We start from the raw sequence: 22,010 nt of genomic DNA on the forward strand, positions 1-22,010 counted from the left end.
TCATTTTATGCAATGCAATATGGGAAATCGGCAAATTTTAAAATCGAAAATGAATTGTGTTAAATAAAAAGTCCATTCTAAAATTATTAGCTATATTTGCGGTTATAATTAAAGTATTTTTAAGTATGCTTAAATCACTTTTCAATTGGAAAGTTTTACTGAATTTAGTAGTAGCCATCGGTGTTTTCGTGGGGCTTGTATGGCTTACATTTCGCTGGTTGGAATACCATACTAATCACGGTCAGGAAATTCCTGTTCCCAATATTGTAAATAAATCGGTACATGATGCCGTTAAAATATTAGATGATACAGGACTGGAATATGAAGTAGACAGTGCCAATTACGACCCGAAGTACAGACCATTCCAGGTGTTGCAGGTGTATCCTGCACCAGGTTCCCGTGTGAAAGACGGAAGAACGGTAACGCTTAAAGTAAATCCGAGAACATGGGCTCCTATTGCAGTGCCGAATGTTATCAATAAATATTCAGGACTGGCATTCCAGAGATTGGATCAGGTAGGTCTTAAAATCGGTGATACCATTTATGAGCCGAGTATTCAGAAAGATGCTCTTTTAAGAATATTATATAAAGGAAATGCTGTAAACCCGGGAACTCGTTTACCAAGATTCTCTACGATTGATGTAGTGGTAGGATCCGGGCCTATGAGAAACATTTCTATTCCTAATGTAGTAGGACTTACGGTAAAAGAAGCGAGAGCTGTTATTGCCAAAAGTATGTTTGAAGTAGGATTGGTAGAACATGAAGATGGAAGTACAGATGAGTCTGATATTATCTATTATCAGGATCCTGCTTCCGGAGATGTTCGTGATCAGGGAATGCAGATCGACCTTTGGGCGAGTAAGAAAACTCCGGCAGAATTAAGAGCAAAAGTAGAGCAGCTGAATTCTATCTACCGTATGAAAGTGGATACTTCACTTCCTCCGGTTCGATATGAAGAAGTGCACAGTGAGCCAAGTTATGATGCTCCCGTAGTGCCTGCTCCTGCACCTAAAAGAGAAACTCCAAAGCCGGAAGTTCCGAAAACTGAAACTCCTAAAACTCAGACTACAGCAGCTAAACCAGTTGCTACCACTGTTGAAAAACCTAAAACGTCTGCAGGGAACGGTACTCATGCTACAGGAAGTACAGCCAAACCGGCTGCCACAACACAACAACCTGCGCAAAAGCCAAAAGCTAAGAAGGTTGTCGTAGAATAAAATCAGATTAATATCAAAAATACAGGCTTCAACTGCAAAATGTTGAGGCCTTTTGTGTAAAAAATATAAAACAATGTCAGAAGATAACGACGATTTTTTAGATGAAGAATTATTAGATTCCAACAGTATTGAAAACATCGATATTGATGAGGAAAATAAAGGATTGTATGAACATCTTAATATCACTGTTGACAGCAAGCAGGAACCGTTAAGAATTGATAAGTTCCTGTTAATATACCGACAGAATTCTTCAAGGAATAAAATTTCACAAACCTGCAGAGCCGGAAATGTCATCGTGAACGGAACTGCGGTAAAGCAGAACTATCGTGTAAAACCAGGAGATCAGATTTCTGTACTGCTTACGCATCCTCCGAGAGAGAATGTCATTATTCCACAAGATATTCCTGTGAATATCGTTTATGAAGATGATGACCTTGTTGTTGTGGATAAAGAACCAGGAATGGTGGTACATCCGGGATTTGGTAACTGGGACGGAACATTAGTGAACGCACTGGCTTTCCACTTTGAAAAGAATGGTGAGAAATCCGATCTTGATAGAGTAGGGCTTGTTCACAGAATTGATAAAGATACCTCAGGACTATTGGTGATTGCTAAGAATGAATATGCATTAAGCTTCCTGGCAAAACAATTCTTTAACCGAACTACGAAAAGGCTGTATTGGGCTTTTGTGTGGGGAAATATGCAGGATGAAGAGGGTACAATCAGAGGTCATATCGGAAGGCATCCTAAAAACAGAATGCAGATGTCTGTTTATGAAGACGGCAGCCACGGGAAACATGCAGTGACTCATTATAAGGTGTTGGAAAGGTTTAAATACATGACATGGGTAGAGTGTAAACTGGAGACGGGAAGAACGCACCAGATCAGAGCGCATTTCAGGCATATAGGGCATACTTTGTTTAATGATGAAAGGTATGAGGGGCATACTCCTTTAAGAGGGGTAAATCTTCCCAAATACAAGCAATTTATTAAAAATGTTTTTGAAATTTTGCCAAGACATGCTCTTCATGCACATACCCTCGGATTTATACACCCAACGACAAAAAAGGAATTATATTTTGAGAGCCCAATGCCCAAAGATATGGCGGATGCTGTAAAAAAATGGAGAAATTATTTGGAAAACTAAAAATATATTGAGATTTTTTTTATATTTGTTGAATTGAAATCAAGATTTGTTATGAGAAAACTATATGCTATCGTATGTTTAGCTCTTTTGTCAAATGCATACAAAGCACAAGAATCACTACCATACTATCAGCAATATCTTTTGGATGGTGAGTTCCTGTTCAACCCAGCTCAATACGGAAAAACAGATTACGTACAGCTCAACGCCAATTATCAACAACAATTTTCAAAATTCAGTAATTCTCCGAATGTTCAGTCAATCGGGATGAATGCGAATATCTTTGATAGAGTGGGTGCTGGTATTTCCGTGTTCAGAGACAGTAATGGACCGATCTCTGCTGGTGGTATCACGGCTGGTGCTTCATATTTTATTCCGCTAAGTAGTGAAGGAGACAGAAAAGACCAGTTCTCTTTCGGTACAAGTGTTAACTTCTATAACATGAATTTTGATTATTCAAAAATTAATACTGAAGAAGGTGGTGACCCATTATTGAGAGGTGAAGAAAGTAACATCTTTATGGTGTATGCAAACTTTGGTTTGGCTGCTACGTACAGAGGTTTATTCGGGGGTGTTTCCGTAAATGATATCGCATTAAGTAATGATGCTTCTATCGTAAACAACTACGAACCTTCTCCAATTAAATTCTTCTTAAACTTAGGATATAACTGGAACATTGCTGATAACATTACATTAGCACCGTCAGCATTAATCAACCTTAATACCAACTCAACGAGAATGATCGACTGGAATTTGATGGCAACATTCTCTAATGATATCAACGCATTCTCTTTCGGGGTAAGCTACAGAACGGTTCAGAACAGATTTGACAATCAGAACCTGAGTATCTCTCCCATTGTAAAAGTAAGATTCAACAAATTCATGATTGGAGCTACTTATAACCTTGGATTATCTGATATCCAGAGCTATGGTGGAAACAGCTTCATGATTGGTCTGGGTTATAACTTCGACAACTTCATTAATGCTAGAGGATTTAGATACTAATTAATTTAATTTAAATAAATTTGAGCTCTGAAATTTTTCAGAGCTTTTTTTATGATATATATTCACATTCCGTTCTGTAAACAAAAATGCAGTTATTGTAATTTTCATTTTTCAACATCCCTGAATTTCAAGGATGAAATGCTTCGTGCCATGAAAACTGAAATAGCACTGAGAAAGGATGAGCTGCAGAACAGAACTCTGAAGTCCCTGTATTTTGGAGGAGGAACTCCCTCTATTCTTTCTGTAGATGAAATCAGTTCTTTAATAGATGAAGTATTACGTTATTTCAGTTTTGAAAAGGATATTGAAGTCACTCTGGAAGCTAATCCCGATGATTTAGATAAAAACTTTTTAAAACAACTTTCCGGAACCCCTGTGAACAGGCTTTCCATTGGTACCCAAAGTTTTTTTGAAGAAGATTTAAAACTGATGAACAGGGCTCACTCTGCTTCCGAGGCAGAAAGTTCCATTAAAAGAGCACAGGATTTTGGTTTTGAAAACCTGAGTATTGACTTGATTTATGGTTCGCCTACTTCCAATCTTGAGATCTGGAAAGAAAATCTGAATAAAACAATTGCATTGGAAGTTCCTCACATTTCGTCCTATGCATTAACGGTAGAGCCTAAAACAGCTCTGGAAAACTGGATTTCAAAAGGAAAAATAAAAAGTCCTAAAGAAGAGGAGCAAAATAAAGAATTCTATTACCTGTCTGACTTTTTAAAAGACAATGGTTTTGAGCATTATGAAGTATCCAATTTTGCCAAACCCGGTTTCTACTCGCGTCATAATTCTTCCTATTGGAAATATCAGGAATACCTTGGAATAGGACCTTCGGCACATTCTTATAACGGATTTGATATCAGAAGCTGGAATGTAGCCAATAATCAGCAGTACATTAAAAAACTGAATGATAAATTGCTGGCCAAAGAGGAAGAGATTCTTTCCCAGGAAGATCAGTTTAATGAAATGATTATGATAGGTCTGCGTACCATCTGGGGAGTAGATCTTGAAAGCCTGAAGAATAAATTCTCAGATAGAATGCTGGAGCACTTCCAGGCAGAAATTAAGTCCAAAATTGAAGACGGTATTTTAATCATTGAAAATAGTTATTTAAAAATTCCTGAAAAACATTGGTTTATGGCAGACGGAATTGCTTCAGATTTGTTTATTGTATAATGTTTGTATATATACAGACATGCCATAAAATTCACTATTTTTGTATAAAATTTCATTTCATTTGAAAACGAAGAAACAAGATTATTCACATCTTTCACCAAGCCAGCCTATCGGAATTTTCGACAGCGGAGTGGGAGGTCTTACCGTTGCCAAAGAAATCAAAAGACTTCTGCCTAACGAAGATTTGATTTACTTTGGAGATACAAAGCACCTTCCTTACGGAGAAAAATCTAAGGAAGCCATTATTGAATATTCTACAAAGATCACCAATTTTCTGTTGGAGCAAAACTGTAAAGCTATTGTGATTGCCTGTAATACAGCAACGGCTAATGCTTTAAATGAAGTTATGCAGTCTGTTGCGGGAAAAGTTCCTGTAATTGACGTTATTAATCCTGTGGCAGAAAAAGTATCTTATGAAATCCATAATAATGTAGGGGTTATTGCTACCAAAGCTACTGTGAATTCAGGATTATATAAAAAGAGTATCCGCAAGCATAATAAATGGATCAAAGTGGATGAATTGGCAACGCCATTGCTGGTTCCTGCTATTGAAGAAGGATTTAAAAACCATCCGATTACCCATGCTATTATTTATAATTATTTAAGTAACAGCAAATTAAAAAATATTGAAACACTGATTCTGGGATGTACTCATTATCCTCTTTTAATTGACGAGATCAAGCAGTATTATGGAAACCGGGTTCGTGTCATTGACTCTCCGAATATTGTAGCCAATCATCTGAAGATTATTCTGGATAAGTACAATCTTTTGAATGATAACAATCCCAAACCGAATTATCACTTCTATCTTTCAGACCTTACCAAAAATTTTGAAAAGATCTCTAAGAAGTTCTTCGGAAAAACAATTGATTTAGAATTAAAAGTATTATAAACAAAAAAGTCTGCCTCGTATGGAAGCAGACTTTTTTATTTGTTACATGTTGTCATTACAAAATCATGTTTTTAAGGCACAAAGATTTATTTTTTGTAAAACCTTATGCTTCATTTAATTCCCACTGATTTCACAAATCCCACAGATGATAACGCTTTTAGAATTAAAGGGTAACTAAAAATCTGTGTCCTCTGTGAAATTTGTGGGAAATAATATTCAATTTTATTCGTATTTCTTGTGAAAAAGATCATGAAAATCATGCTTCCACAATTACTTTTTCAGCATTCAGTCTTTTCTTCGGATTAAATTTAGGCTGATTGGCATCTGCATCATCTTTCTGCCCGATAGCAACTGCAAATAATGTCTCATACTTTTCATTCTTAAGAATTGCATCATAGCCTTCAGGTTCAATACCTTCCATTGGAGTAGAATCTATTCCCATGGTTGCACAGGCAGATAAAAGCACTCCCAATGATAAATAAACCTGGTGTCCAAGCCATGATTTTATGGCATCTTCTCCCTTCGGTTTTACCATGGTACGGTAATAGTTGACAGACCCTTCCGGAAGATTTTCTTCAATTTGCTTTTCAAAGTTTTCTATGTTTTTGATTACCTGAAAAACAATGATATGGCTGCTGTCCAATACTTTTTCTTTATTAAAGTAAGAGTTATCACCCAATTGTTTTTTCAGTTCCGGATCATTTACAAAAATAAAATTCCATGGCTGGCTGTTAATGGATGAAGGACTCAGATTCAGAATCTCCTTAAGCTCTTCAATCTGTTTTTCACTGATTTTTCCTTGAGGGTTATACTTTTTTACCGTATACCTGTTTTTCATTTGGTCTAAAAAGTTCATAATTTTATACTATCATTTTTATAGTTACAAAATTAATTTAAGTTTATTAACTTTGCAATAACGGTAAAAAAGGATAGTATAAAAATGTATACAATAGATGATAAAGCGTACCCATGCTGTACCAGCGTTACCATGAGGTTTATCGGTGGAAAATGGAAGGCTGTGATTTTATTTCACCTGATAGATGGTGCGAAAAGATATAATGAACTGAGAAAAGTAATCCCTACCATTACGGAAAGAACACTCAGTCTTCAGCTAAAACAGCTGGAGGAAGATGATATTATTGACAGAAAAGTATTTACAGCAAAACCTCCACTCATGGTGGAATATACCTTAACGGAATTTGGAAAAACCCTTCTTCCTGTATTGGAAGCGATTACAGATTGGGGAAAAACAGCTCCGGAAAGATCAAAAAAAATAATCAGGAATTAAAGTTCCTGATTATCTTCTTTATTCGGTTCAAAAAAACTGAAACTCACGTTTCCGTATTTTCGTGTATCTATTAGGTTGGGATGTTCCAGCTTCATACGGCTTTGGTGCTCTACAATAAGAACTCCGTTTTCTTTCAGGTATTTATTGTTTAAAACCAGAGAAATCAATTCATAATATTTCTTCTCTTCCATTTCGAAAGGAGCATCAGAGAAAACAATCTCAAATGACTTATTATTTCTGAATTTTTTAAGCCAGTCAAAAACATCTCCTAGCTGTACATTGATCTGAAGAGCCATATCAAGCTCAGAAGCTGTAGAATTGATAAATGCAGTGTGCTTCGGGTTCATTTCTACAGAAGTTACACTCTGGCATCCTCTGGAAGCGAATTCAAAGGTGATAGAGCCAATTCCAGCAAAAAGATCAAGTACTGAAATCGACTGCATGTCATATTTATTTTCCAGAATACTGAATAAAGCCTCTTTCGCAAAATCGGTGGTTGGCCTTACATCAAAGTTTTTAGGAGCGGCAATTTTTTTGGCTTTCCATTTGCCTGATATTATTCTGAACATATTTTTGTTAGGGTTTAGGTAATAGATTATAGGTGGCAGGTGACTATTTTGGGAGGCTAATCCTCATTACCTGCAGCCTGGAACCTAATTAAGTATAAAATTTTTATTGGGAATATTGTCAAAAACAATTTTCAGGTTTTTAACAAATTTCTGGAGCTCTGAAATAAATGTTTCATTCTCCGTAGTCTCTCCATAAGCATAAAAGCTGGTTTCATTAATTCCGAAACCTATTTTGCTTAATGTAAACATAATGAAGTAAAGAAAATCTACCTCTGAATTGACATCCAGGTTATTATAAAGAATGATTTTTTTATTGTCAATCGCAAAAAATTCACACTGATTGTGATAGAGATTGATGTGAATTTCCTTACCTGTTTTATTATTAACTGAACTTAGAAACTTTTCACCGGAGAAATTGAAATGAGCCGGTATTGCCAGTTCTTTTATTTTTTTATAATAATTTTTCGGGAAAGTATAATAAAACTGAATGTTGAATTTTTTGTTGATAGAAAGCATCAGCTCTTCCTTTTCTCTGTCAGTAGGAGCATTAAAGGCAATCAGATCAAATCCTGCATCATGTTCAGAAAAACCTTCCGGCATCAGGGTAAAATGATTAAATGCTGAAATCACATGGATTTCCTCATAGCGCTGCTTAATAAGAACTTCGTCCAGCTTTTGCTCAATAAGATTGGCTGGTGTCTCTTCAGTAACGAAATAAGACTTTTCCTCCAGAATGTTTTTGTTTTTAACAATCTGGCAGATCAATCCGTCTTTGGTAAAAAGTAAATTAAGTACGTTCATATTTCAATTCCTGCAAATTTAGTGAAATTCTACCATTACCGCACCCGATTGATGGTGAAGTATTTCCTTATTATAAAAATCAATATTAACCTGGCTTTCCAACACATCCCGAACCATCCTCTGCAAAGTCCCGTCACCAATGCCATGAACAATTTCCAGTCTTTTCAGGTTGTTCTTTCTGCAAAACTCAATCACTTCAATCAGTTTTTCCTTTTGTATAAAGAGTCTTTCAAAGCTGTCATAGTCATTGGGATTCTTTACCAAATTATGAAAATGCAGGTCTAAAACCAAATGATTTTTCTGATGTTTCTTGGAAATTACTTTTTTAGGTTCTGGTTTTCTCACAACCCTGATGTTTTCATACAGATCAGCATCTTTAGGAACCAGTTTTTCTTTAGGGTATTGATGGGTAAAGCCATATTCATCTTTAAAAACGGCAATATTTCCCTTCACGGAAGTAATTACTCCGCTTAAATCTTCATCTACTACCGAAACCTTATCGCCGATCTTCATATTTTTTTAAGACTTGTCTGAACCCATTACGGGTGCAAAGGTAAAAAGTAAAAGGTATAGAAAACAAACTCCTTTACTCTCCAACCCTCAAATTCTCCAACTCAGACGCATTCTCACTCATCAAACTCTTGGTCCCAGTTCTATAACTTCCAGATCTTTGATTTCTTCACCATCCACTACAAAGCGCATCATTGTTCTTACTTTATGCCAGCCTTGTTTTCCACAGGCACCGGGATTCAGATGGAGCAGACTGTTTTTCTCATCATACATCGCTTTCAAAATATGTGAATGCCCTGAAATAAATAATTTCGGAGCTTTTTCAGCAATTTCTTTCTTCGTAATTGGAGTGTATTTTCCGGGATAACCTCCGATATGGATCATCAAAACTTCCAGTTTTTCGCAAAAAAATCGGTTTACTTCCGGAAACTCAGCCTGGATTTTAGCATCATCAATGTTTCCGTAAACACCTTTCAGAGGTTTTATTTTTTCCAGCTGTTCTATGACATCCAGACTTCCAAAATCACCACAATGCCATACTTCGTCGGCCTGAGAAGCATATTCCAGAATTCTGTCATCAATATAAGAATGAGAGTCGGAAAGGAGAAGGACTTTGGTCATTATCTAATGGTTCTTTCAGTAATATTTTCGTTGTATTTATCTTTGAATACCGCTACACGATCAGGGTTTAGCTCTCCGTCATGATTGATCACTCTTTCTTTTAATAACCATCTTACCAGTTTTTCCATTCCTTTTTTGGAATTCATAAAATTGGAGATTTTACCCAAATCAGTAGACTCTACTTTTGTTTTTTCTGTGAGAAAATTCAGGATAAAATAATCATCATTTACATACCTTGGCGTTTCATTATCCATATATCGGTAAAGAAGAATCTCTTCATCGTCTTTCATGGAAAAAAATGAATATTGGGCTACATTGATCTTTTCTGCTTTCAGGATTTGTTTCCCATCCACTAAAACTTTATCATCTTTAATGGTTACATCCTGGGAAAAATATAAATTACAGCTTATCATCAGTAAGAAGAAAGCGAATAACCTGTTTACTGCCATTTTACTATTTTTTAAGATTGCAAATATAAAGAAGCTTTAATAAAACGGATCAGAGTTCTTAATCCGTAATATTTTTTGTTCTGCGGATAGAATCCAGTTTCTTTTCAATATCCGCACTGAAAACCTTTTTTAGTTTCAACCCGTTTTCTGTAAGTTTTGAAATAACAAAAGTTCCGGTCATATTCGTATTGGAAGGAAATATAATAGTGACTGTGGAATCTGAAGCTTTTTTCCAGCTTCCTATATAACGGTCGGGCTTTTCATTTTTAGTCACAGGTTCTTCCAAACTATCATATCTTAATGTAGATTTAATCAGGTTTCCTGTGATTTTCCCATTTTTTTGAAATCTGATTCCTTCTCTTCTTGCTTCAAAACCATCCTGTTTTTCATAGGTATAAATATAGGTGTCCATTTTATTTAGATTCCAGGTTTGTAAAAGCAAAGGATTGGATGTTCTGTCCTGAGCTTTCAGGCCAATGATAATGAAAAGAGAAAAAATACAGATACAAATAGGCTTTTTCATGAATACAATTGATTTATCGTAAAGTTTTAGCAATGCTGAAATTAGCATCCCTTAATAATTAGTAAATTTGGGAAAATTAAAATAAACAATGAAACAGAAACTTTCTTTTTTCATTTTTCTTTTGACCGTAGGATTGGCCAATGCGCAGGTTGAAGAAAAAAAACTGGATGAACTGATCCAAAATACCCTGAAAACCTTTGATGTACCGGGAATGTCCGTTGGAATTGTAAAAGATGGGAAAATGATTTATTCCAAAGGGTTTGGAGTACGTTCTCTTACGACCAAACAGCCTATGGATGATAATACATTGGTGGGGATTGCTTCCAATTCTAAAGGTTTCACATGTACAGCGTTAGCAATTTTAGCAGATGAAGGAAAACTGAACTGGGATGATAAAGTTTCAAAATATATTCCTGAGTTTCAAATGTACGATCCTTACGTTTCTCAAAATGTAACAATTAAAGATCTTATCACGCACAGAGCCGGATTAGGGCTAGGACAGGGAGATCTTATGTTTTTTCCGGAAGGAGGAAATTTATCCGTGAATGATATTGTTCATAATGTGAGATACCTGAAACCGGAGAATCCTTTCAGAACGAAATTAGACTATAACAACATCATGTTTATTATTGCCGGAGAAGTAATCCACAGAGTTTCAGGATTAAGCTGGGCAGAATTTATTGAGCAAAGAATTATGAAACCTGTAGGAATGACTTCAAGTTTTGGGAGCTACAACAGAGCAAAAGCTACGGTCAACAAAATTGATGCACATGCTCCTGTAGACGGAAAAGCAATTGCTGTTCCTCACGATTGGAATGAGACAGCCAATGCTGCCGGAGGAATTATGAGTAATATTAAAGATATGACAGCCTGGGCTGAATGTCTGTTAAATAACTTTACGACTAAAGATGGAAAAAAACTGGTTTCTGATAAGAATGCTCAACAGCTTTGGAGCCTGCAGATTCCAGACAGAGTAGCTGCAAAAAATCCATATGATACAAGTTTCTACGGATATGGTTTAGGATGGTTTCTGAGTGATGTTAAAGGACACAAGCAGGTACAGCATACAGGAGGATTGATTGGAACTGTTACTCAGTTTACCTTAATTCCGGATATGAAGCTGGGAATCGTAGTATTGACAAATCAACAGTCAGGAGCGGCTTTCAATACGATTACCAATACGGTGAAAGATTCTTACCTTGGGGTAGCAGACAGAAACTGGCTAAAAACTTACGGCGACAGAATGTCTAAAATGGAGGCTGAATTCAACAAACAGAAGAAAGATGCCTTTGCAAAATCTGAAGCATTCAAAAAAGAAAAATCTCTTCAGCCAAAAGCAGAACAGTTTACAGGAACATACAATGATGCCTGGTTTGGTGATGTGGAAATTGCACAACAGGGAAATACCTACAGAATCTCATGCAAAAACTCTCCAAGATTAAAAGGCGAGTTACTTCCATACTCCAACAATTCTTTTATTATTAAATGGGATGACAGAAGCTATGATGCAGATGCTTATATTATTTTCAATTATGATGAAAACGGAAAAGCAGAATCTGCAAGATTGAAAGCAATCTCTGATGTAACGGATTTCAGTTTTGATTTTGATGATCTGGATTTGAAGAGAAAATAGAAAATGAAATCGCAAAAGATATTCAATAGAAACGGGCTAAGCCCGTTTTTTCATTTTTACCACGATAATGGCTTTAGCCGATGCTAACCACCCCGTCCAAAAATAAATTTTTTGCCACCCCTACGATGGAGGGGAATATGCAGCCGGTACAACAAATGTTGGTTTATTTTACAAGATTCAGATCCTGATTTGCTAAAGTAAGTTCTGTGTTAAGATGTAGCTTTTCAAAGAAATTTTTCAGCTCAAAAAGTCTTTTCTTACTGTCATAATGGATACTTGAACTCAGTTTTCTCTGGCAGAGCGAGCAGGCTCTGGCAAGATGATAATCTGTTTCCGATAATGAATTAGTTCCGTTCATCACGCAGTTGGCATTCAGACAATGACTAATTCCAAACATATGGCCAATCTCGTGTGAACTGATTTTTATGAGTCTTAAAAGACTTTCATTAAAATTAGAATCTGTTAATTGACCTCCGGCAAATCTGTACATCGAGGTTACTCCCACGCCATCCTCATATGAAGCCAGTCCGAAAACATAGTTCCATTCCGGTTTTGGGAAAAGATCCTGCTCTGTGATTCCCATCAGTACCACTGCATCTTTCGGTTTCCTTTTAATCAGAATACTGTCTAAAACATATCCAGCAAGAACCTGTTTCTGCCCTTCTTTTGAAATTCTTTTAACCTTTTCAGGAAATATTGTATTGGGTAAAACAGGAAGTACCTTCGTTTCCAGCTGAAAATAGGTTTTCAGATATTGTTGGGTAAGTTCTATTTCTTTTTTCTGAAGTTCATCAAATTGCCCGATCGGCTGCAGATAAATGGTGTTCTTTCCAGGCTCAGGTTTTATCTTTTTTAATTTCTGAAAATCTTCAAATGTCTGGAAATGTTCATCATGATTATACCGCCAGCTTCCGGGTTTTGGAGAAGAGGAAAGCTTTATATCATTCAGTGCAATAGATTCATAGTAGTTTTTCTTCTGTTTCTGGCATGAGAAAAGAAGGATTAATAAGGGTACATAAAAAAATAAAGAGGTGAAGTTATATTTTCCCTGGCTCATAAAAGAAGAGAAGTTTCTTTTTAGCACCATCAAATTCGGACCATGATTCACAGTCTACTTCAAAGCCTGCAACTCCGCAAGTGGGGAAATGGAAAATATCCTCAGAAATAGAATTGGCAAAATTGGAAATTCCATTATTGTGAGAAAAGAAAGCAACCGAATTCAGGTTGTCATCCAGGTCATAAATTACAGATTCAAAACTTCTTTCCGAAGGATTATATAATTTTTCATCAGTGGAACAGTTCAGCTGATATGCCTGATTGAAAATTTTACAGGTATTCAGCGCACGCACCGCAGGGCTGGACACAAAATGATCGATGGAAATATTATTGTTTTTCAGGAATCTGGACATGTGCATAGCATCCTCCAGACCTTTGTCTGCCAAAGGTCTGTCAAAGTCCTCCGTTTCCTCAGGCCAATCGCTTTTTGCATGTCTTACGAGGATGAGTTTCTTCATATAATTGTTTTTTGGAAGATTAAAATTATAAAAAAAATAATGGAATAAAACATGATTTATATAAAAAAACTGCGTTATGAATAAAATCAGTAAATTTTACTAAATTTGCAGACTTATGGGACAAATCCTTGCAATAGACTACGGAAAAGCTCGTTGTGGTATCGCTGCAACCGATGATATGCAGATTATAGCCAGTGGGCTGGACACTGTAGAGAACCGTTCTTTAATGGAGTTTTTGAAAAAATATTTCAGCGAAAATAAGGTAGATGACGTAGTAATTGGGCTTCCCATAGATTTGAAAGGAAATGTTTCAGAGGTGGAAACCGATATTTTAAAATTCATTGAAGAATTTAAAAAAGAATTTTCGGATATTGCAGTTCACCGTTTTGATGAAAGATTTACTTCCAAAATGGCTTCATTCTTTATTTCTCAAAGCGGAAAAAATAAGAAAAAGAGGCAGGAAAAAGGACTAATAGATAAAGTAAGTGCAACAATCATATTGCAGAATTTTTTAGAACAAAGATTAAGATGATATTACCGATAAGAGCTTTTGGGGATCCTGTTTTGAGAAAAGTGGGAAAAGATATAGACAAAAATTATCCCGAATTACAGGAATTGATAGATAACATGTTCGAAACCATGTACAGCGCAAATGGCATAGGTCTTGCAGCGCCACAGATTGGTTTGGATATCCGTCTGTTTGTAATAGATGTGACGCCTCTTGCAGAAGATGAGGATTATGAAGATATTAAAGATGAATTGGCAGACTTCAAAAAGGTATTTATTAATGCTCAAATTCTTGAAGAATCTGGCGAAGAATGGAAGTTTAATGAAGGTTGTCTTTCTATCCCGGATGTAAGAGAAGACGTGAAAAGAAAGGGCACAATCGTTATTGAATATTATGACGAAAATTTTGTGAAACATACAGAAACTTTTTCCGATATTAGAGCCCGCGTAATTCAGCATGAATATGACCACATTGAAGGAGTTCTATTTACTGACCACCTAAGTGCTCTGAAGAAGAAACTGGTAAAAGGTAAGCTGACTAAAATCTCTCAGGGTGATGTAAACATCGGTTACAAAATGAGATTTCCAAAGTAATTTAAATAAGGATTAAAAGAAATAATAAAAAGCAAAAAGCTAGTGCTGATTGCAGAATTTACAAAAAATAAAATTATGCTGTTAGAAAAAATAATTTCAATTTCTGGAAAACCAGGACTTTTCAAATTAGTTTCTCAATTAAGAAACGGATTCATCATTGAAGATGTTACCAACAAGAAAAAAGTAAGCATTGGAAACTCAAGCCAAGTAAGTTTATTGGACAATATTGCCATGTTTACATTTGAGAAAGAAGTTCCTTTGTTTGAAGTATTTGAAAATATTGCTAAAAACAACGACTATAAGCCAACAATTTCTCACAAATCTTCTGATGCAGATTTGAAAGATTTTATGCTTGAATCTCTTCCTAACTATGATACAGAAAGAGTATATTCTTCTGATATCAAAAAACTGGCTCAGTGGTATAATATCCTTCATAAAGCAGGATACATCACTCCGGAAAGCTTTGTAAAAGCAGAGCCTGAAACTTTAGAAGGAGAACCGGCTGAAGAAGTAAGCATTGAAAAAGACGCTAAAAAAGCAGCTCCAAAAGCAGAAAAACCAGCGGCTCCAAAAGTAAAAGCTACTTCAGCAGCAAAATCAGCTCCGAAGAGTACACACAGAAAACAAGGATAATTCATTTGAATTAAAAATACAAAGCCTTGTCTGGAATATCCGGACAAGGCTTTTTGTTTTTTATTAGGTAGCAGGAAGCAGATGTTAGGAAGCAGGTAGCAGGGATTAGTGAAATTTTCTGCAGAGTTCAAGCTTCGTCTTTATCTTTAAACCTTAAACCTTGAACCTAGAATCTCACTAACTCCGTATCTCGTATCCTGTTAACCATAAACGTCCAAACTTTCACTTCAAACCTCTACCAAAGACCCAAAATATCCCTTACATTTGTAAGATTGAATTTCCATTACTTATGAATACGAAACAGGAGAAACTAGAGGCCTTCGGAAGATTACTGGATATTATGGATGATTTGCGTGAAAAATGTCCATGGGATCAGAAGCAGACATTACAGTCGCTTCGCCATCTTACCCTTGAAGAAACCTATGAGCTTTCAGATGCCATTTTACAGGATGATTTACAGGAAATAAAAAAAGAACTGGGTGATGTTTTGCTTCACTTGGTTTTTTATGCTAAAATAGGTTCGGAAAAAGAGAGTTTTGATATTGCAGATGTCATCAACTCCCTTAATGAAAAGCTGATTTTCCGTCATCCTCATATTTATGGAGATGTTGAGGTGAAAGATGAAGAAGAAGTGAAACAGAACTGGGAAAAATTAAAATTAAAAGAAGGAAACAAATCTATTTTGGGTGGTGTACCGAAAAGTCTTCCGAGTCTGGTTAAAGCCTACAGAATTCAGGATAAGGTGAAAGGTATCGGTTTTGAGTTTCATGATGCAGAAGATGCATGGAAGAAAGTAGATGAGGAGATCCAGGAGTTTCATGCTGAGACTGATCTGGATAAAAAAGAACAGGAACTTGGTGATGTATTTTTCTCCCTGATCAATTATGCCAGAATTTCAGGAATCAATCCGGATTCTGCGCTGGAGAGAACTAATCTTAAGTTTATTTCAAGATTTCAAAAGATGGAAGGGCTTGCTGAAGAGCAGGATTTAAAATTAGCAGATATGTCTCTGGAAGAAATGGATGTTCTTTGGGAAAAGGCCAAAAAACTTTCATAACTTCTGATTGGAACAATTAATGCTTCTTACATTCAATTAAAAAATAAAAATATACCTATGTTACGTTTTCTTATTTTACCTGCTTTGCTTTTATTGAGCTGCAATCCGAAAGCTCAGAATTCTCCTGCTAATGAAGATGAATTAAAAGTTCAGTTTTCCTTACCTAAAAAGTTGAAGGAAGTTTCCGGAATTACTTTGTCAAAAGATAAGAAAACGATCTGGGTGATAGAAGACAGAGGAAATAAAAATGCAATATACGGGCTGAGTGACAAAGGTGATATGCTGGCAAAGATCCCTGTGGAAAGTGCTGAAAATACAGACTGGGAAGACATCATATCAGATACTCAGGGAAATATTTATATTGGGGATTTTGGTAATAATGATAATAACAGACAGGATCTTGCTATCTTAAAAACAGATTTGAAAGACAGCAAACAAATTACCACCAAGGTTGTTCAGACTACGAAATTCCATTATCAGGGACAGACGGAATTTCCTCCGAAAAAATCAAATCTTTTGTATGATTGTGAGGCTTTTGTAGAAATGGATGGTAACTTCTACTTATTCACCAAAAACAGAAGCAAAGGTTTTGACGGAACTTTCCTTGTATTCCAGGTACCTAATAAAGAAGGGGATTTTGAAGCGAAGTTAATAGGGACGTTAAAGCTTGATGGAGGGTATAACGATGCTGCTATTACCTCTGCTACCATCAATAGTACCAAAGATAAAATTGTATTGCTTACCCATAAAAATGTACATGTTCTTACAGGATTCACGGCCAACGATTTCAGTGCTGCAAAAATTCAGAAAGTCCCGTTGAGTCATAATTCCCAGAAGGAAGCCCTTGTTTTCTTTGATGATAAAACATTAATGATTGCAGATGAGAAAGGGAAGAATGAAGGTGGAAATGTGTATACTTTTTCTCTAAACTAAATTTTTTATAATAAACTAATATCTCGCCAAAAGCATCAACAAAAACATGGAACTATAAATATGATGTCAACGGACAAGTACTCTTATACTTCCCAGTACCATAAATGAATAAATAAAACCCCACAGAGAAATCTGTGGGGTTTTGAATATATGAATGTATTGAAGTGATTGACTTTTTATAGACTATGGAGTAAGATAAGAAATGTGAATATTACCACTCGATAAACGGAAATCCTGCGTATAACGGCAGCGTATTCTGAAGGTTTCTCCGGTATTGAAGAAATTAATGGATGAAAGATTATGATTCAATCCTGTAGTACGTTCTCCGTGCCCGGTGGATATTCCTGCAAGTGTTGTAAGGGCAGGTGATACTTTTTGGATATAAGAATTGGCTGTTCCTGCCGTTTGTCCTGATGGATTTAAATTGAGATCATAGGTAGCATAAGGAACAATATTATAAAATCCCGGTTTTACAACTGTGAAGAGACCTGTTGTTGAATTATAGGTTAAATAAGCTGTATCAATTTTATTACTCACATTGAAAATATAGGTTTGTGAATAATTCTCATGCGTACTGACCGGAGTAGAATGGGTGCCTGTATAACTTCCGCTTGCCGGGCTGATATCTGTTTTGTTTCCAACATACACTACCTTGAGAAAGTTTTCTGATTCAATGGTTTTCCATACCGGAGTATTTCCGGCTCCGTTTGACATTAAGAATTCACCTCTGTTTCCGGAATTTCCTTTTGTTCTGTCATCTCCGCCTACATTCAGATCTTTAACTACCTGAAGCGAGCCGTTGACATGTAATGTATTTTGAGGTGTTGGAGTTTTAATCCCTATCTGTGCATTTAAGTGAATGAACATGACAAATAATGCCATATACAATAGCTTCTTTTTCATCATTTGTTGATTTTTTAATTGCCGCAAAGATAAAATGTTTTTAAAATGTCTATTTTTTAAAGAATTGATAAACATATTGGACTATGTGTAAGTTTGACTTATATAGCTGAAAATATGGCTTTTATTTAAAAGCCATATTTATGTTATCAGTAAAAAATGTGAGTTGAAAATTTTAAATATTAAATTTCATTAAAATTGATATTTTTTGAAGATTCAATTTGTAAGTAGTTTAATATACTGTTAAACAGTGTCTTGTGTTGTATTAGGATTTCAATGTTAATAGCAAACACAGAGTTGATTTCATTTTAATAGAAGAAGGTTAAAACTTCATTCCTACTCCGGCAGAAATTCTTCCACCGTCTGAACCATAGAAATAATTCAATCTTGCAGACATCATTTCCACAATACTCAGCCATACCCCTGCGCCGGCAGATTGATGCCATTTTCTGGAATTTTCATTGTCGTTCCATACACGGCCGATATCATATCCGATGAGAATTCCCATGTTTGCCGGAACAATATTATTTCTGACCCTTCCAAAATCCCAGCGGATTTCTGAGTTATTGGTAAAATATGATCTTCCTGAGAACCGTTCATTTCTGAAAGCTCTCATGCCGTTATTCCCTCCGATAGCTGCAGCCTGATAGAATTCAAAATGATTATTATTGATCCACATGACATTACTGGAGTTGGCAAATACAAATTTCCCTTTCTTATCAATTCTGTGGTCAATGGCGAGCTTTCCTTTTACGGTCACAAAGTTTTTGTTGAAATCAGAAAGTGTTGCTTTCCAGTCTGCATTCAACATAAATTCCAAACCAAGAGTAGGGAAGGCCGCATTATCTGCATTTTTATATCCGAATGTATAATTTGCTCCCACAAATTGCTGACTGTTGAATACGCCTGGTCTCACATCCGGTGACTGGTTGATGAAACGGTCCGCTTTTCTCTGTACTTTATTATCTTCAAAAGTCAGTTGAAACTGGTGGCTGAGGTTCATCCAGCTCTTTTGAGAAATAGAAGGAGCAAAGTTGAACTTGGAAATTCTGGCTCTGTTGTATTCCCTTTCTGTATCTTCCTTGTCGTATTCACTTTCATTGGAAAGTCCGAAGAAGTTTTGAGAGAATCTAGGGGTTGTATAAAATGCATCAAGGTTGATATCCCAACCTGAGATGGCTTTTTTAAATACACCTTTGTAGGTAAGACTAAATCCTGCAGTTGCAGTATAAAAATTAGCTTTTAAGCTATGTCTTTGGGTAAAAGGATCACGAATGAAATTATTCACCGTATAATTGGCCAGAACCCCCACAATGACTCCATCGTCCGGGTTGTAATCCAGGTTTGGATATCCGGCAACGGAATTATATTTCGGGTGTTTATAATTATAACTGTTGATATCATAATCATCAGTTATATTCTTGGTTGCATTTCCTGCATTATAGGTGTTCTTCTGAGATTTAAAATCATAAATCTTCACTTTTCTTCCATCCGCAACGTTATAGGTATCATGGTTATATCCCCCAATCAGTCTGATGGTCATTTTAGGATTTCCACTACCTGTTACTACGTAGGTATCATCATCTTCCAGACCATAGATCCATAATTCTTTAGTTTTTGAATCATGGTAAGTCTTTTCAAAAACCAGTTCATTCTGGTCTTTATTCTTACCCAGCTTATATTGCTGTACCAGTACGGAGTGTCCGTTTTTGGTGATCACAAACTTATCAGGATTTACCGTTCCTGCCAGAGGAACTTTTTTCTGCAATACATCATAATACTGTGCAGCGTAGCTCTGAAGTTTTGTTTTTCTTATTTTCAGTTTTCTCTGGATTTCAGCAATGGTGTCATCCTGTACTTCTTTCGGAAGATTATGGAATGCATCATCAATGTCAGCATCAGTCAGATGTTCCTGTATGTATTTTGCCTGAGTTTCCCATTCACTTTGGTCAGCACCTTTTAAAAATACAAGATCCATAGGATAAGGCTCCATCGCAAGCCATTTCACACTGCTGATATCTTCTGTAAAGGTTTTCATGTGGCGGATGGCAGGAACATTCATAATAATCCTGAAGGCTGCACCGTCATATTTACTGAATGCCTGATCTCTGTCTTTAGGGATAGGTTTGTAAACCACTTTGTCGCCCTCTTCATATTGTGCCCATTTCCACTGGTCCGAGTGTCTGTCCCAATCACCGATAAGCATATCAAATAATCTTGCTCTGATATAAGATTCCCTGTCGACAGAATATTTATTGCTTTTGTTGAGGTTCTTTAATACATCATCCGTAGAAACGATATCATTTGCATGATCAAGGGAAGCCAATGTTTTAGGATCGGAAGAAAAACGCTCTTCAATCATATACATTTCATCTCCGTAATTCTCATTGTATCTTCCCAAAGCTTGTTGTTTGGGGATATAGTATAGTTTTGGATTACTATGGAAAATATTGAGCTTTTCCGACATATTTCCAATCGTAAACGGAGTAAATGGATGATTGGTAGTATAAAAATCCAGTAGGAATTTTTCAGGATATGAATCTGCAAGTTCTTCTCCTAATGTACTTTTCTGGAAAGCCATATTGTTTAAGAAACGAATTGCACTTTTTTTCACCCCTCGCATTACAAACTCCTGTCCGTCTGCGGACTTCAGCCGCAAACTGTTGGATTGGTTTCCTCCACCTTCTCTAAAAGGAATATATCCTCCGTTCAATTCTGAAAGGTTGGCCGTGGGAGCTTCAATGGAAATTCCATAATATCTTCTGTAATGATCTCCCCAAAGCCAACGGTAAAACTTTCTTTTTTCAGTAAGCTGAACCGGATAAATGGTTGAAGAGAACGTTGCAGGAAAAGAATTAGGGAAATTATTGACAAATACATCAGGTTTGGAAATCACGGAAATATGAGTCAGTTTTTGAAGCTGGGCATCTTTGGTTGAAAAATACTCAACATCTGTACTTTCATCTTTTCTGAAATTTAAAACAGCAAAACCGCTGCCTCCGTAGGAAAAGTCTGTCTTTTCTACAATGGTTGCCGGATCTGTTTTAGAGCCTGCACCACTGATGATCTGTCTCAGGTTTCCATCTTCGTGATATTGCAGGTTATGATCATGTCCAGAAACGAAAATAATATTTTCTTTATCCTGAACAATGCTTTTCAGCCTGTTGGCCAGATCTGCATAATGTTGGTTATTGATATCTTCAGGACTGGCTCCTGAGGAACTTCTTAAAATATTGATTACACTTGCCACCACAGGAACGGGAACTTTACTCTTTAAAGGAAAGAGATGAGATTTTGCAGAATTGAAACCTGCATGGGTTCCACTGCTAATGATAGGATGGTGTAAAGCAACAATTATTCTTTTACCCTGATTTTTAATGATGAGATCTTTAAACTCGGTAAAAAAATCTTCACGGGTTTTGATATTACAGTTTTTATTGATTCCCGGATAATTATCCCAGTTGGCAATTACCCATTCTGTATCGATTGCGATAAGCTTGATATCTTTAGAAACATTAATGTCATCAATAGGACAGCCGTTTTTAGGAAGAAAAGCTTTTTTATCATCAAGATATTTTTTAACCAGTCCTTCCTGGGTATTCAATCCCTCAATTCCATTGTACCAGTCATGATTTCCGGGAATTACGAGTGTTTTTCCTTTGAAATTTTTGGTAATGGCAAGCTGGTTTTCCAGTTTCTGTTTGGCCTGGGCATAGTCTTTATCTGTTTCTTTGGGCATTCCATTGGGATAGATATTATCTCCCAGAAAGATCAGCATAGAGTTACTGTTGGCAGAATCCAGCTTACTTTTCAGTAAATTCAGAGTTTTTTCGGCCTGAGGTTCATCTGCATTTCCTGCATCTCCAATCAGAAAAAGTTTAAAATCATTTTCGGATTTTATTTCGGAATCTTTTACTTCAAATAAGTTTTTGCCCTTTTGTACGTTATAGGTAGCACAGGAATAAAGGACTCCTGCGGACATTACTGTTCTAAGAACAATAGAAGTATTTTTTAGATGAGTTTTAAAGGATAAATTCATAAATT

The 22,010-nt window shown here is 36.1% G+C and carries 23 protein-coding genes; 12 read left to right on the forward strand and 11 right to left on the reverse strand.

Going from position 1 to position 22,010, the window contains the following annotated elements:
* Positions 1-125 precede the first annotated feature (125 nt).
* From ODR02_RS12860 to murI, 5 genes are all read left to right on the forward strand, one after another.
* Positions 126-1,217: a PASTA domain-containing protein gene (locus ODR02_RS12860; RefSeq protein ID WP_209785999.1), complete on the forward strand. Its 1,092-nt coding sequence runs from the start codon at positions 126-128 to the stop codon at positions 1,215-1,217.
* A 73-nt stretch (positions 1,218-1,290) separates the two neighbouring features.
* Positions 1,291-2,364, forward strand: a complete 1,074-nt coding sequence (locus ODR02_RS12865) for an RluA family pseudouridine synthase (protein ID WP_209785998.1) — start codon at positions 1,291-1,293, stop codon at positions 2,362-2,364.
* A 51-nt stretch (positions 2,365-2,415) separates the two neighbouring features.
* Entirely contained in the window at positions 2,416-3,366 is a 951-nt protein-coding gene (locus ODR02_RS12870) for a PorP/SprF family type IX secretion system membrane protein (RefSeq protein ID WP_105684369.1), read from the forward strand.
* Positions 3,367-3,417: 51 nt separating this feature from the next.
* Positions 3,418-4,542, forward strand: coding sequence for a radical SAM family heme chaperone HemW (gene hemW / locus ODR02_RS12875; RefSeq protein ID WP_309513147.1), 1,125 nt, complete (start codon positions 3,418-3,420; stop codon positions 4,540-4,542).
* A 61-nt stretch (positions 4,543-4,603) separates the two neighbouring features.
* On the forward strand, positions 4,604-5,434 hold the full coding sequence (gene murI, locus ODR02_RS12880; protein WP_079240419.1) for a glutamate racemase: 831 nt from the start codon (positions 4,604-4,606) through the stop codon (positions 5,432-5,434).
* 256 nt (positions 5,435-5,690) lie between these two features.
* On the opposite strand, the gene ODR02_RS12885 is transcribed toward murI, so the two are convergent.
* Positions 5,691-6,290 (reverse strand): nitroreductase family protein, encoded by a 600-nt coding sequence (locus tag ODR02_RS12885; RefSeq protein ID WP_309513146.1) that lies wholly within the window; start codon positions 6,288-6,290, stop codon positions 5,691-5,693.
* Positions 6,291-6,374: 84 nt separating this feature from the next.
* Between ODR02_RS12885 and ODR02_RS12890 the strand changes: the two genes are divergently transcribed.
* Positions 6,375-6,722, forward strand: coding sequence for a winged helix-turn-helix transcriptional regulator (locus ODR02_RS12890; protein WP_309513145.1), 348 nt, complete (start codon positions 6,375-6,377; stop codon positions 6,720-6,722).
* Here ODR02_RS12890 and ODR02_RS12895 read toward each other — a convergent pair.
* From ODR02_RS12895 to ODR02_RS12920, 6 genes are all read right to left on the reverse strand, one after another.
* Positions 6,719-7,291, reverse strand: coding sequence for an RsmD family RNA methyltransferase (locus tag ODR02_RS12895; protein ID WP_309513144.1), 573 nt, complete (start codon positions 7,289-7,291; stop codon positions 6,719-6,721). The two genes, ODR02_RS12890 and ODR02_RS12895, sit on opposite strands and share 4 nt — an antisense overlap.
* A gap of 84 nt (positions 7,292-7,375) precedes the next feature.
* Positions 7,376-8,092, reverse strand: coding sequence for a DUF3822 family protein (locus ODR02_RS12900; RefSeq protein WP_105684364.1), 717 nt, complete (start codon positions 8,090-8,092; stop codon positions 7,376-7,378).
* A gap of 18 nt (positions 8,093-8,110) precedes the next feature.
* Positions 8,111-8,605 carry a Smr/MutS family protein gene (locus tag ODR02_RS12905; RefSeq protein WP_105684363.1) on the reverse strand — a complete coding sequence of 165 codons (495 nt, stop codon included), beginning with the start codon at positions 8,603-8,605 and terminating at the stop codon, positions 8,111-8,113.
* Positions 8,606-8,725: 120 nt separating this feature from the next.
* A complete protein-coding gene (locus ODR02_RS12910; RefSeq protein WP_309513143.1) occupies positions 8,726-9,223 on the reverse strand; it encodes a metallophosphoesterase family protein in 498 nt (165 codons plus the stop codon).
* A complete protein-coding gene (locus ODR02_RS12915; protein WP_309513142.1) occupies positions 9,223-9,672 on the reverse strand; it encodes a hypothetical protein in 450 nt (149 codons plus the stop codon). The genes ODR02_RS12910 and ODR02_RS12915 overlap by 1 nt, the downstream gene beginning before the upstream one ends.
* Before the next feature lie 58 nt (positions 9,673-9,730).
* Positions 9,731-10,195: a hypothetical protein gene (locus ODR02_RS12920; RefSeq protein WP_309513141.1), complete on the reverse strand. Its 465-nt coding sequence runs from the start codon at positions 10,193-10,195 to the stop codon at positions 9,731-9,733.
* A gap of 88 nt (positions 10,196-10,283) precedes the next feature.
* Here ODR02_RS12920 and ODR02_RS12925 point away from each other — a divergent pair, with 88 nt between their 5' ends.
* Positions 10,284-11,828, forward strand: a complete 1,545-nt coding sequence (locus ODR02_RS12925; protein ID WP_309513140.1) for a serine hydrolase — start codon at positions 10,284-10,286, stop codon at positions 11,826-11,828.
* Positions 11,829-11,991: 163 nt separating this feature from the next.
* Here the strand turns inward: ODR02_RS12925 and ODR02_RS12930 are convergent, their stop codons facing one another.
* Positions 11,992-12,885: an archaemetzincin gene (locus ODR02_RS12930; RefSeq protein ID WP_309513139.1), complete on the reverse strand. Its 894-nt coding sequence runs from the start codon at positions 12,883-12,885 to the stop codon at positions 11,992-11,994.
* The gene (locus tag ODR02_RS12935) at positions 12,866-13,342 is read right to left on the reverse strand and encodes a SixA phosphatase family protein (protein ID WP_062675602.1); all 477 of its coding nucleotides are present in this window, start codon (positions 13,340-13,342) and stop codon (positions 12,866-12,868) included. The genes ODR02_RS12930 and ODR02_RS12935 overlap by 20 nt, the downstream gene beginning before the upstream one ends.
* A gap of 115 nt (positions 13,343-13,457) precedes the next feature.
* Here ODR02_RS12935 and ruvX point away from each other — a divergent pair, with 115 nt between their 5' ends.
* From ruvX to ODR02_RS12960, 5 genes are all read left to right on the forward strand, one after another.
* Positions 13,458-13,874 carry a Holliday junction resolvase RuvX gene (ruvX, locus tag ODR02_RS12940; RefSeq protein WP_209785989.1) on the forward strand — a complete coding sequence of 139 codons (417 nt, stop codon included), beginning with the start codon at positions 13,458-13,460 and terminating at the stop codon, positions 13,872-13,874.
* Complete coding sequence (gene def, locus ODR02_RS12945; RefSeq protein WP_105684357.1) at positions 13,871-14,443, forward strand: peptide deformylase; 573 nt, start codon at positions 13,871-13,873, stop codon at positions 14,441-14,443. Before ruvX ends, def begins: the two co-directional genes overlap by 4 nt.
* A gap of 75 nt (positions 14,444-14,518) precedes the next feature.
* Positions 14,519-15,076 carry a DUF5606 family protein gene (locus ODR02_RS12950; protein WP_209785988.1) on the forward strand — a complete coding sequence of 186 codons (558 nt, stop codon included), beginning with the start codon at positions 14,519-14,521 and terminating at the stop codon, positions 15,074-15,076.
* A gap of 289 nt (positions 15,077-15,365) precedes the next feature.
* Positions 15,366-16,133 carry a nucleoside triphosphate pyrophosphohydrolase gene (gene mazG / locus ODR02_RS12955; RefSeq protein ID WP_209785987.1) on the forward strand — a complete coding sequence of 256 codons (768 nt, stop codon included), beginning with the start codon at positions 15,366-15,368 and terminating at the stop codon, positions 16,131-16,133.
* 57 nt (positions 16,134-16,190) lie between these two features.
* Positions 16,191-17,066: an SdiA-regulated domain-containing protein gene (locus tag ODR02_RS12960; RefSeq protein WP_309513138.1), complete on the forward strand. Its 876-nt coding sequence runs from the start codon at positions 16,191-16,193 to the stop codon at positions 17,064-17,066.
* Positions 17,067-17,249: 183 nt separating this feature from the next.
* Here ODR02_RS12960 and ODR02_RS12965 read toward each other — a convergent pair whose 3' ends face one another.
* Positions 17,250-17,972, reverse strand: coding sequence for a hypothetical protein (locus ODR02_RS12965; protein WP_209785985.1), 723 nt, complete (start codon positions 17,970-17,972; stop codon positions 17,250-17,252).
* 316 nt (positions 17,973-18,288) lie between these two features.
* Complete coding sequence (locus ODR02_RS12970; protein WP_309513137.1) at positions 18,289-22,005, reverse strand: metallophosphoesterase; 3,717 nt, start codon at positions 22,003-22,005, stop codon at positions 18,289-18,291.
* Between the last annotated feature and the right edge of the window lie 5 nt (positions 22,006-22,010).

It is taken from the genome of Chryseobacterium sp. CFS2 (assembly GCF_036543225.1).
Classification (GTDB): Bacteria; Bacteroidota; Bacteroidia; order Flavobacteriales; family Weeksellaceae; genus Chryseobacterium; species Chryseobacterium culicis_A.

Excerpts from the sequence above, each read along its gene's own strand:
- ODR02_RS12860 (WP_209785999.1), top strand. The coding sequence starts at position 126 with ATGCTTAAATCACTTTTCAATTGGAAAGTTTTACTGAATTTAGTAGTA.
- ODR02_RS12865 (WP_209785998.1), top strand. The coding sequence starts at position 1,291 with ATGTCAGAAGATAACGACGATTTTTTAGATGAAGAATTATTAGATTCC.
- ODR02_RS12870 (WP_105684369.1), top strand. The coding sequence starts at position 2,416 with ATGAGAAAACTATATGCTATCGTATGTTTAGCTCTTTTGTCAAATGCA.
- hemW (WP_309513147.1), top strand. The coding sequence starts at position 3,418 with ATGATATATATTCACATTCCGTTCTGTAAACAAAAATGCAGTTATTGT.
- ODR02_RS12885 (WP_309513146.1), bottom strand. The coding sequence starts at position 6,290 with ATGAACTTTTTAGACCAAATGAAAAACAGGTATACGGTAAAAAAGTAT.
- ODR02_RS12890 (WP_309513145.1), top strand. The coding sequence starts at position 6,375 with ATGTATACAATAGATGATAAAGCGTACCCATGCTGTACCAGCGTTACC.
- ODR02_RS12895 (WP_309513144.1), bottom strand. The coding sequence starts at position 7,291 with ATGTTCAGAATAATATCAGGCAAATGGAAAGCCAAAAAAATTGCCGCT.
- ODR02_RS12900 (WP_105684364.1), bottom strand. The coding sequence starts at position 8,092 with ATGAACGTACTTAATTTACTTTTTACCAAAGACGGATTGATCTGCCAG.
- ODR02_RS12905 (WP_105684363.1), bottom strand. The coding sequence starts at position 8,605 with ATGAAGATCGGCGATAAGGTTTCGGTAGTAGATGAAGATTTAAGCGGA.
- ODR02_RS12910 (WP_309513143.1), bottom strand. The coding sequence starts at position 9,223 with ATGACCAAAGTCCTTCTCCTTTCCGACTCTCATTCTTATATTGATGAC.
- ODR02_RS12915 (WP_309513142.1), bottom strand. The coding sequence starts at position 9,672 with ATGGCAGTAAACAGGTTATTCGCTTTCTTCTTACTGATGATAAGCTGT.
- ODR02_RS12920 (WP_309513141.1), bottom strand. The coding sequence starts at position 10,195 with ATGAAAAAGCCTATTTGTATCTGTATTTTTTCTCTTTTCATTATCATT.
- ODR02_RS12925 (WP_309513140.1), top strand. The coding sequence starts at position 10,284 with ATGAAACAGAAACTTTCTTTTTTCATTTTTCTTTTGACCGTAGGATTG.
- ODR02_RS12930 (WP_309513139.1), bottom strand. The coding sequence starts at position 12,885 with ATGAGCCAGGGAAAATATAACTTCACCTCTTTATTTTTTTATGTACCC.
- ODR02_RS12935 (WP_062675602.1), bottom strand. The coding sequence starts at position 13,342 with ATGAAGAAACTCATCCTCGTAAGACATGCAAAAAGCGATTGGCCTGAG.
- ruvX (WP_209785989.1), top strand. The coding sequence starts at position 13,458 with ATGGGACAAATCCTTGCAATAGACTACGGAAAAGCTCGTTGTGGTATC.
- def (WP_105684357.1), top strand. The coding sequence starts at position 13,871 with ATGATATTACCGATAAGAGCTTTTGGGGATCCTGTTTTGAGAAAAGTG.
- ODR02_RS12950 (WP_209785988.1), top strand. The coding sequence starts at position 14,519 with ATGCTGTTAGAAAAAATAATTTCAATTTCTGGAAAACCAGGACTTTTC.
- mazG (WP_209785987.1), top strand. The coding sequence starts at position 15,366 with ATGAATACGAAACAGGAGAAACTAGAGGCCTTCGGAAGATTACTGGAT.
- ODR02_RS12960 (WP_309513138.1), top strand. The coding sequence starts at position 16,191 with ATGTTACGTTTTCTTATTTTACCTGCTTTGCTTTTATTGAGCTGCAAT.
- ODR02_RS12965 (WP_209785985.1), bottom strand. The coding sequence starts at position 17,972 with ATGATGAAAAAGAAGCTATTGTATATGGCATTATTTGTCATGTTCATT.
- ODR02_RS12970 (WP_309513137.1), bottom strand. The coding sequence starts at position 22,005 with ATGAATTTATCCTTTAAAACTCATCTAAAAAATACTTCTATTGTTCTT.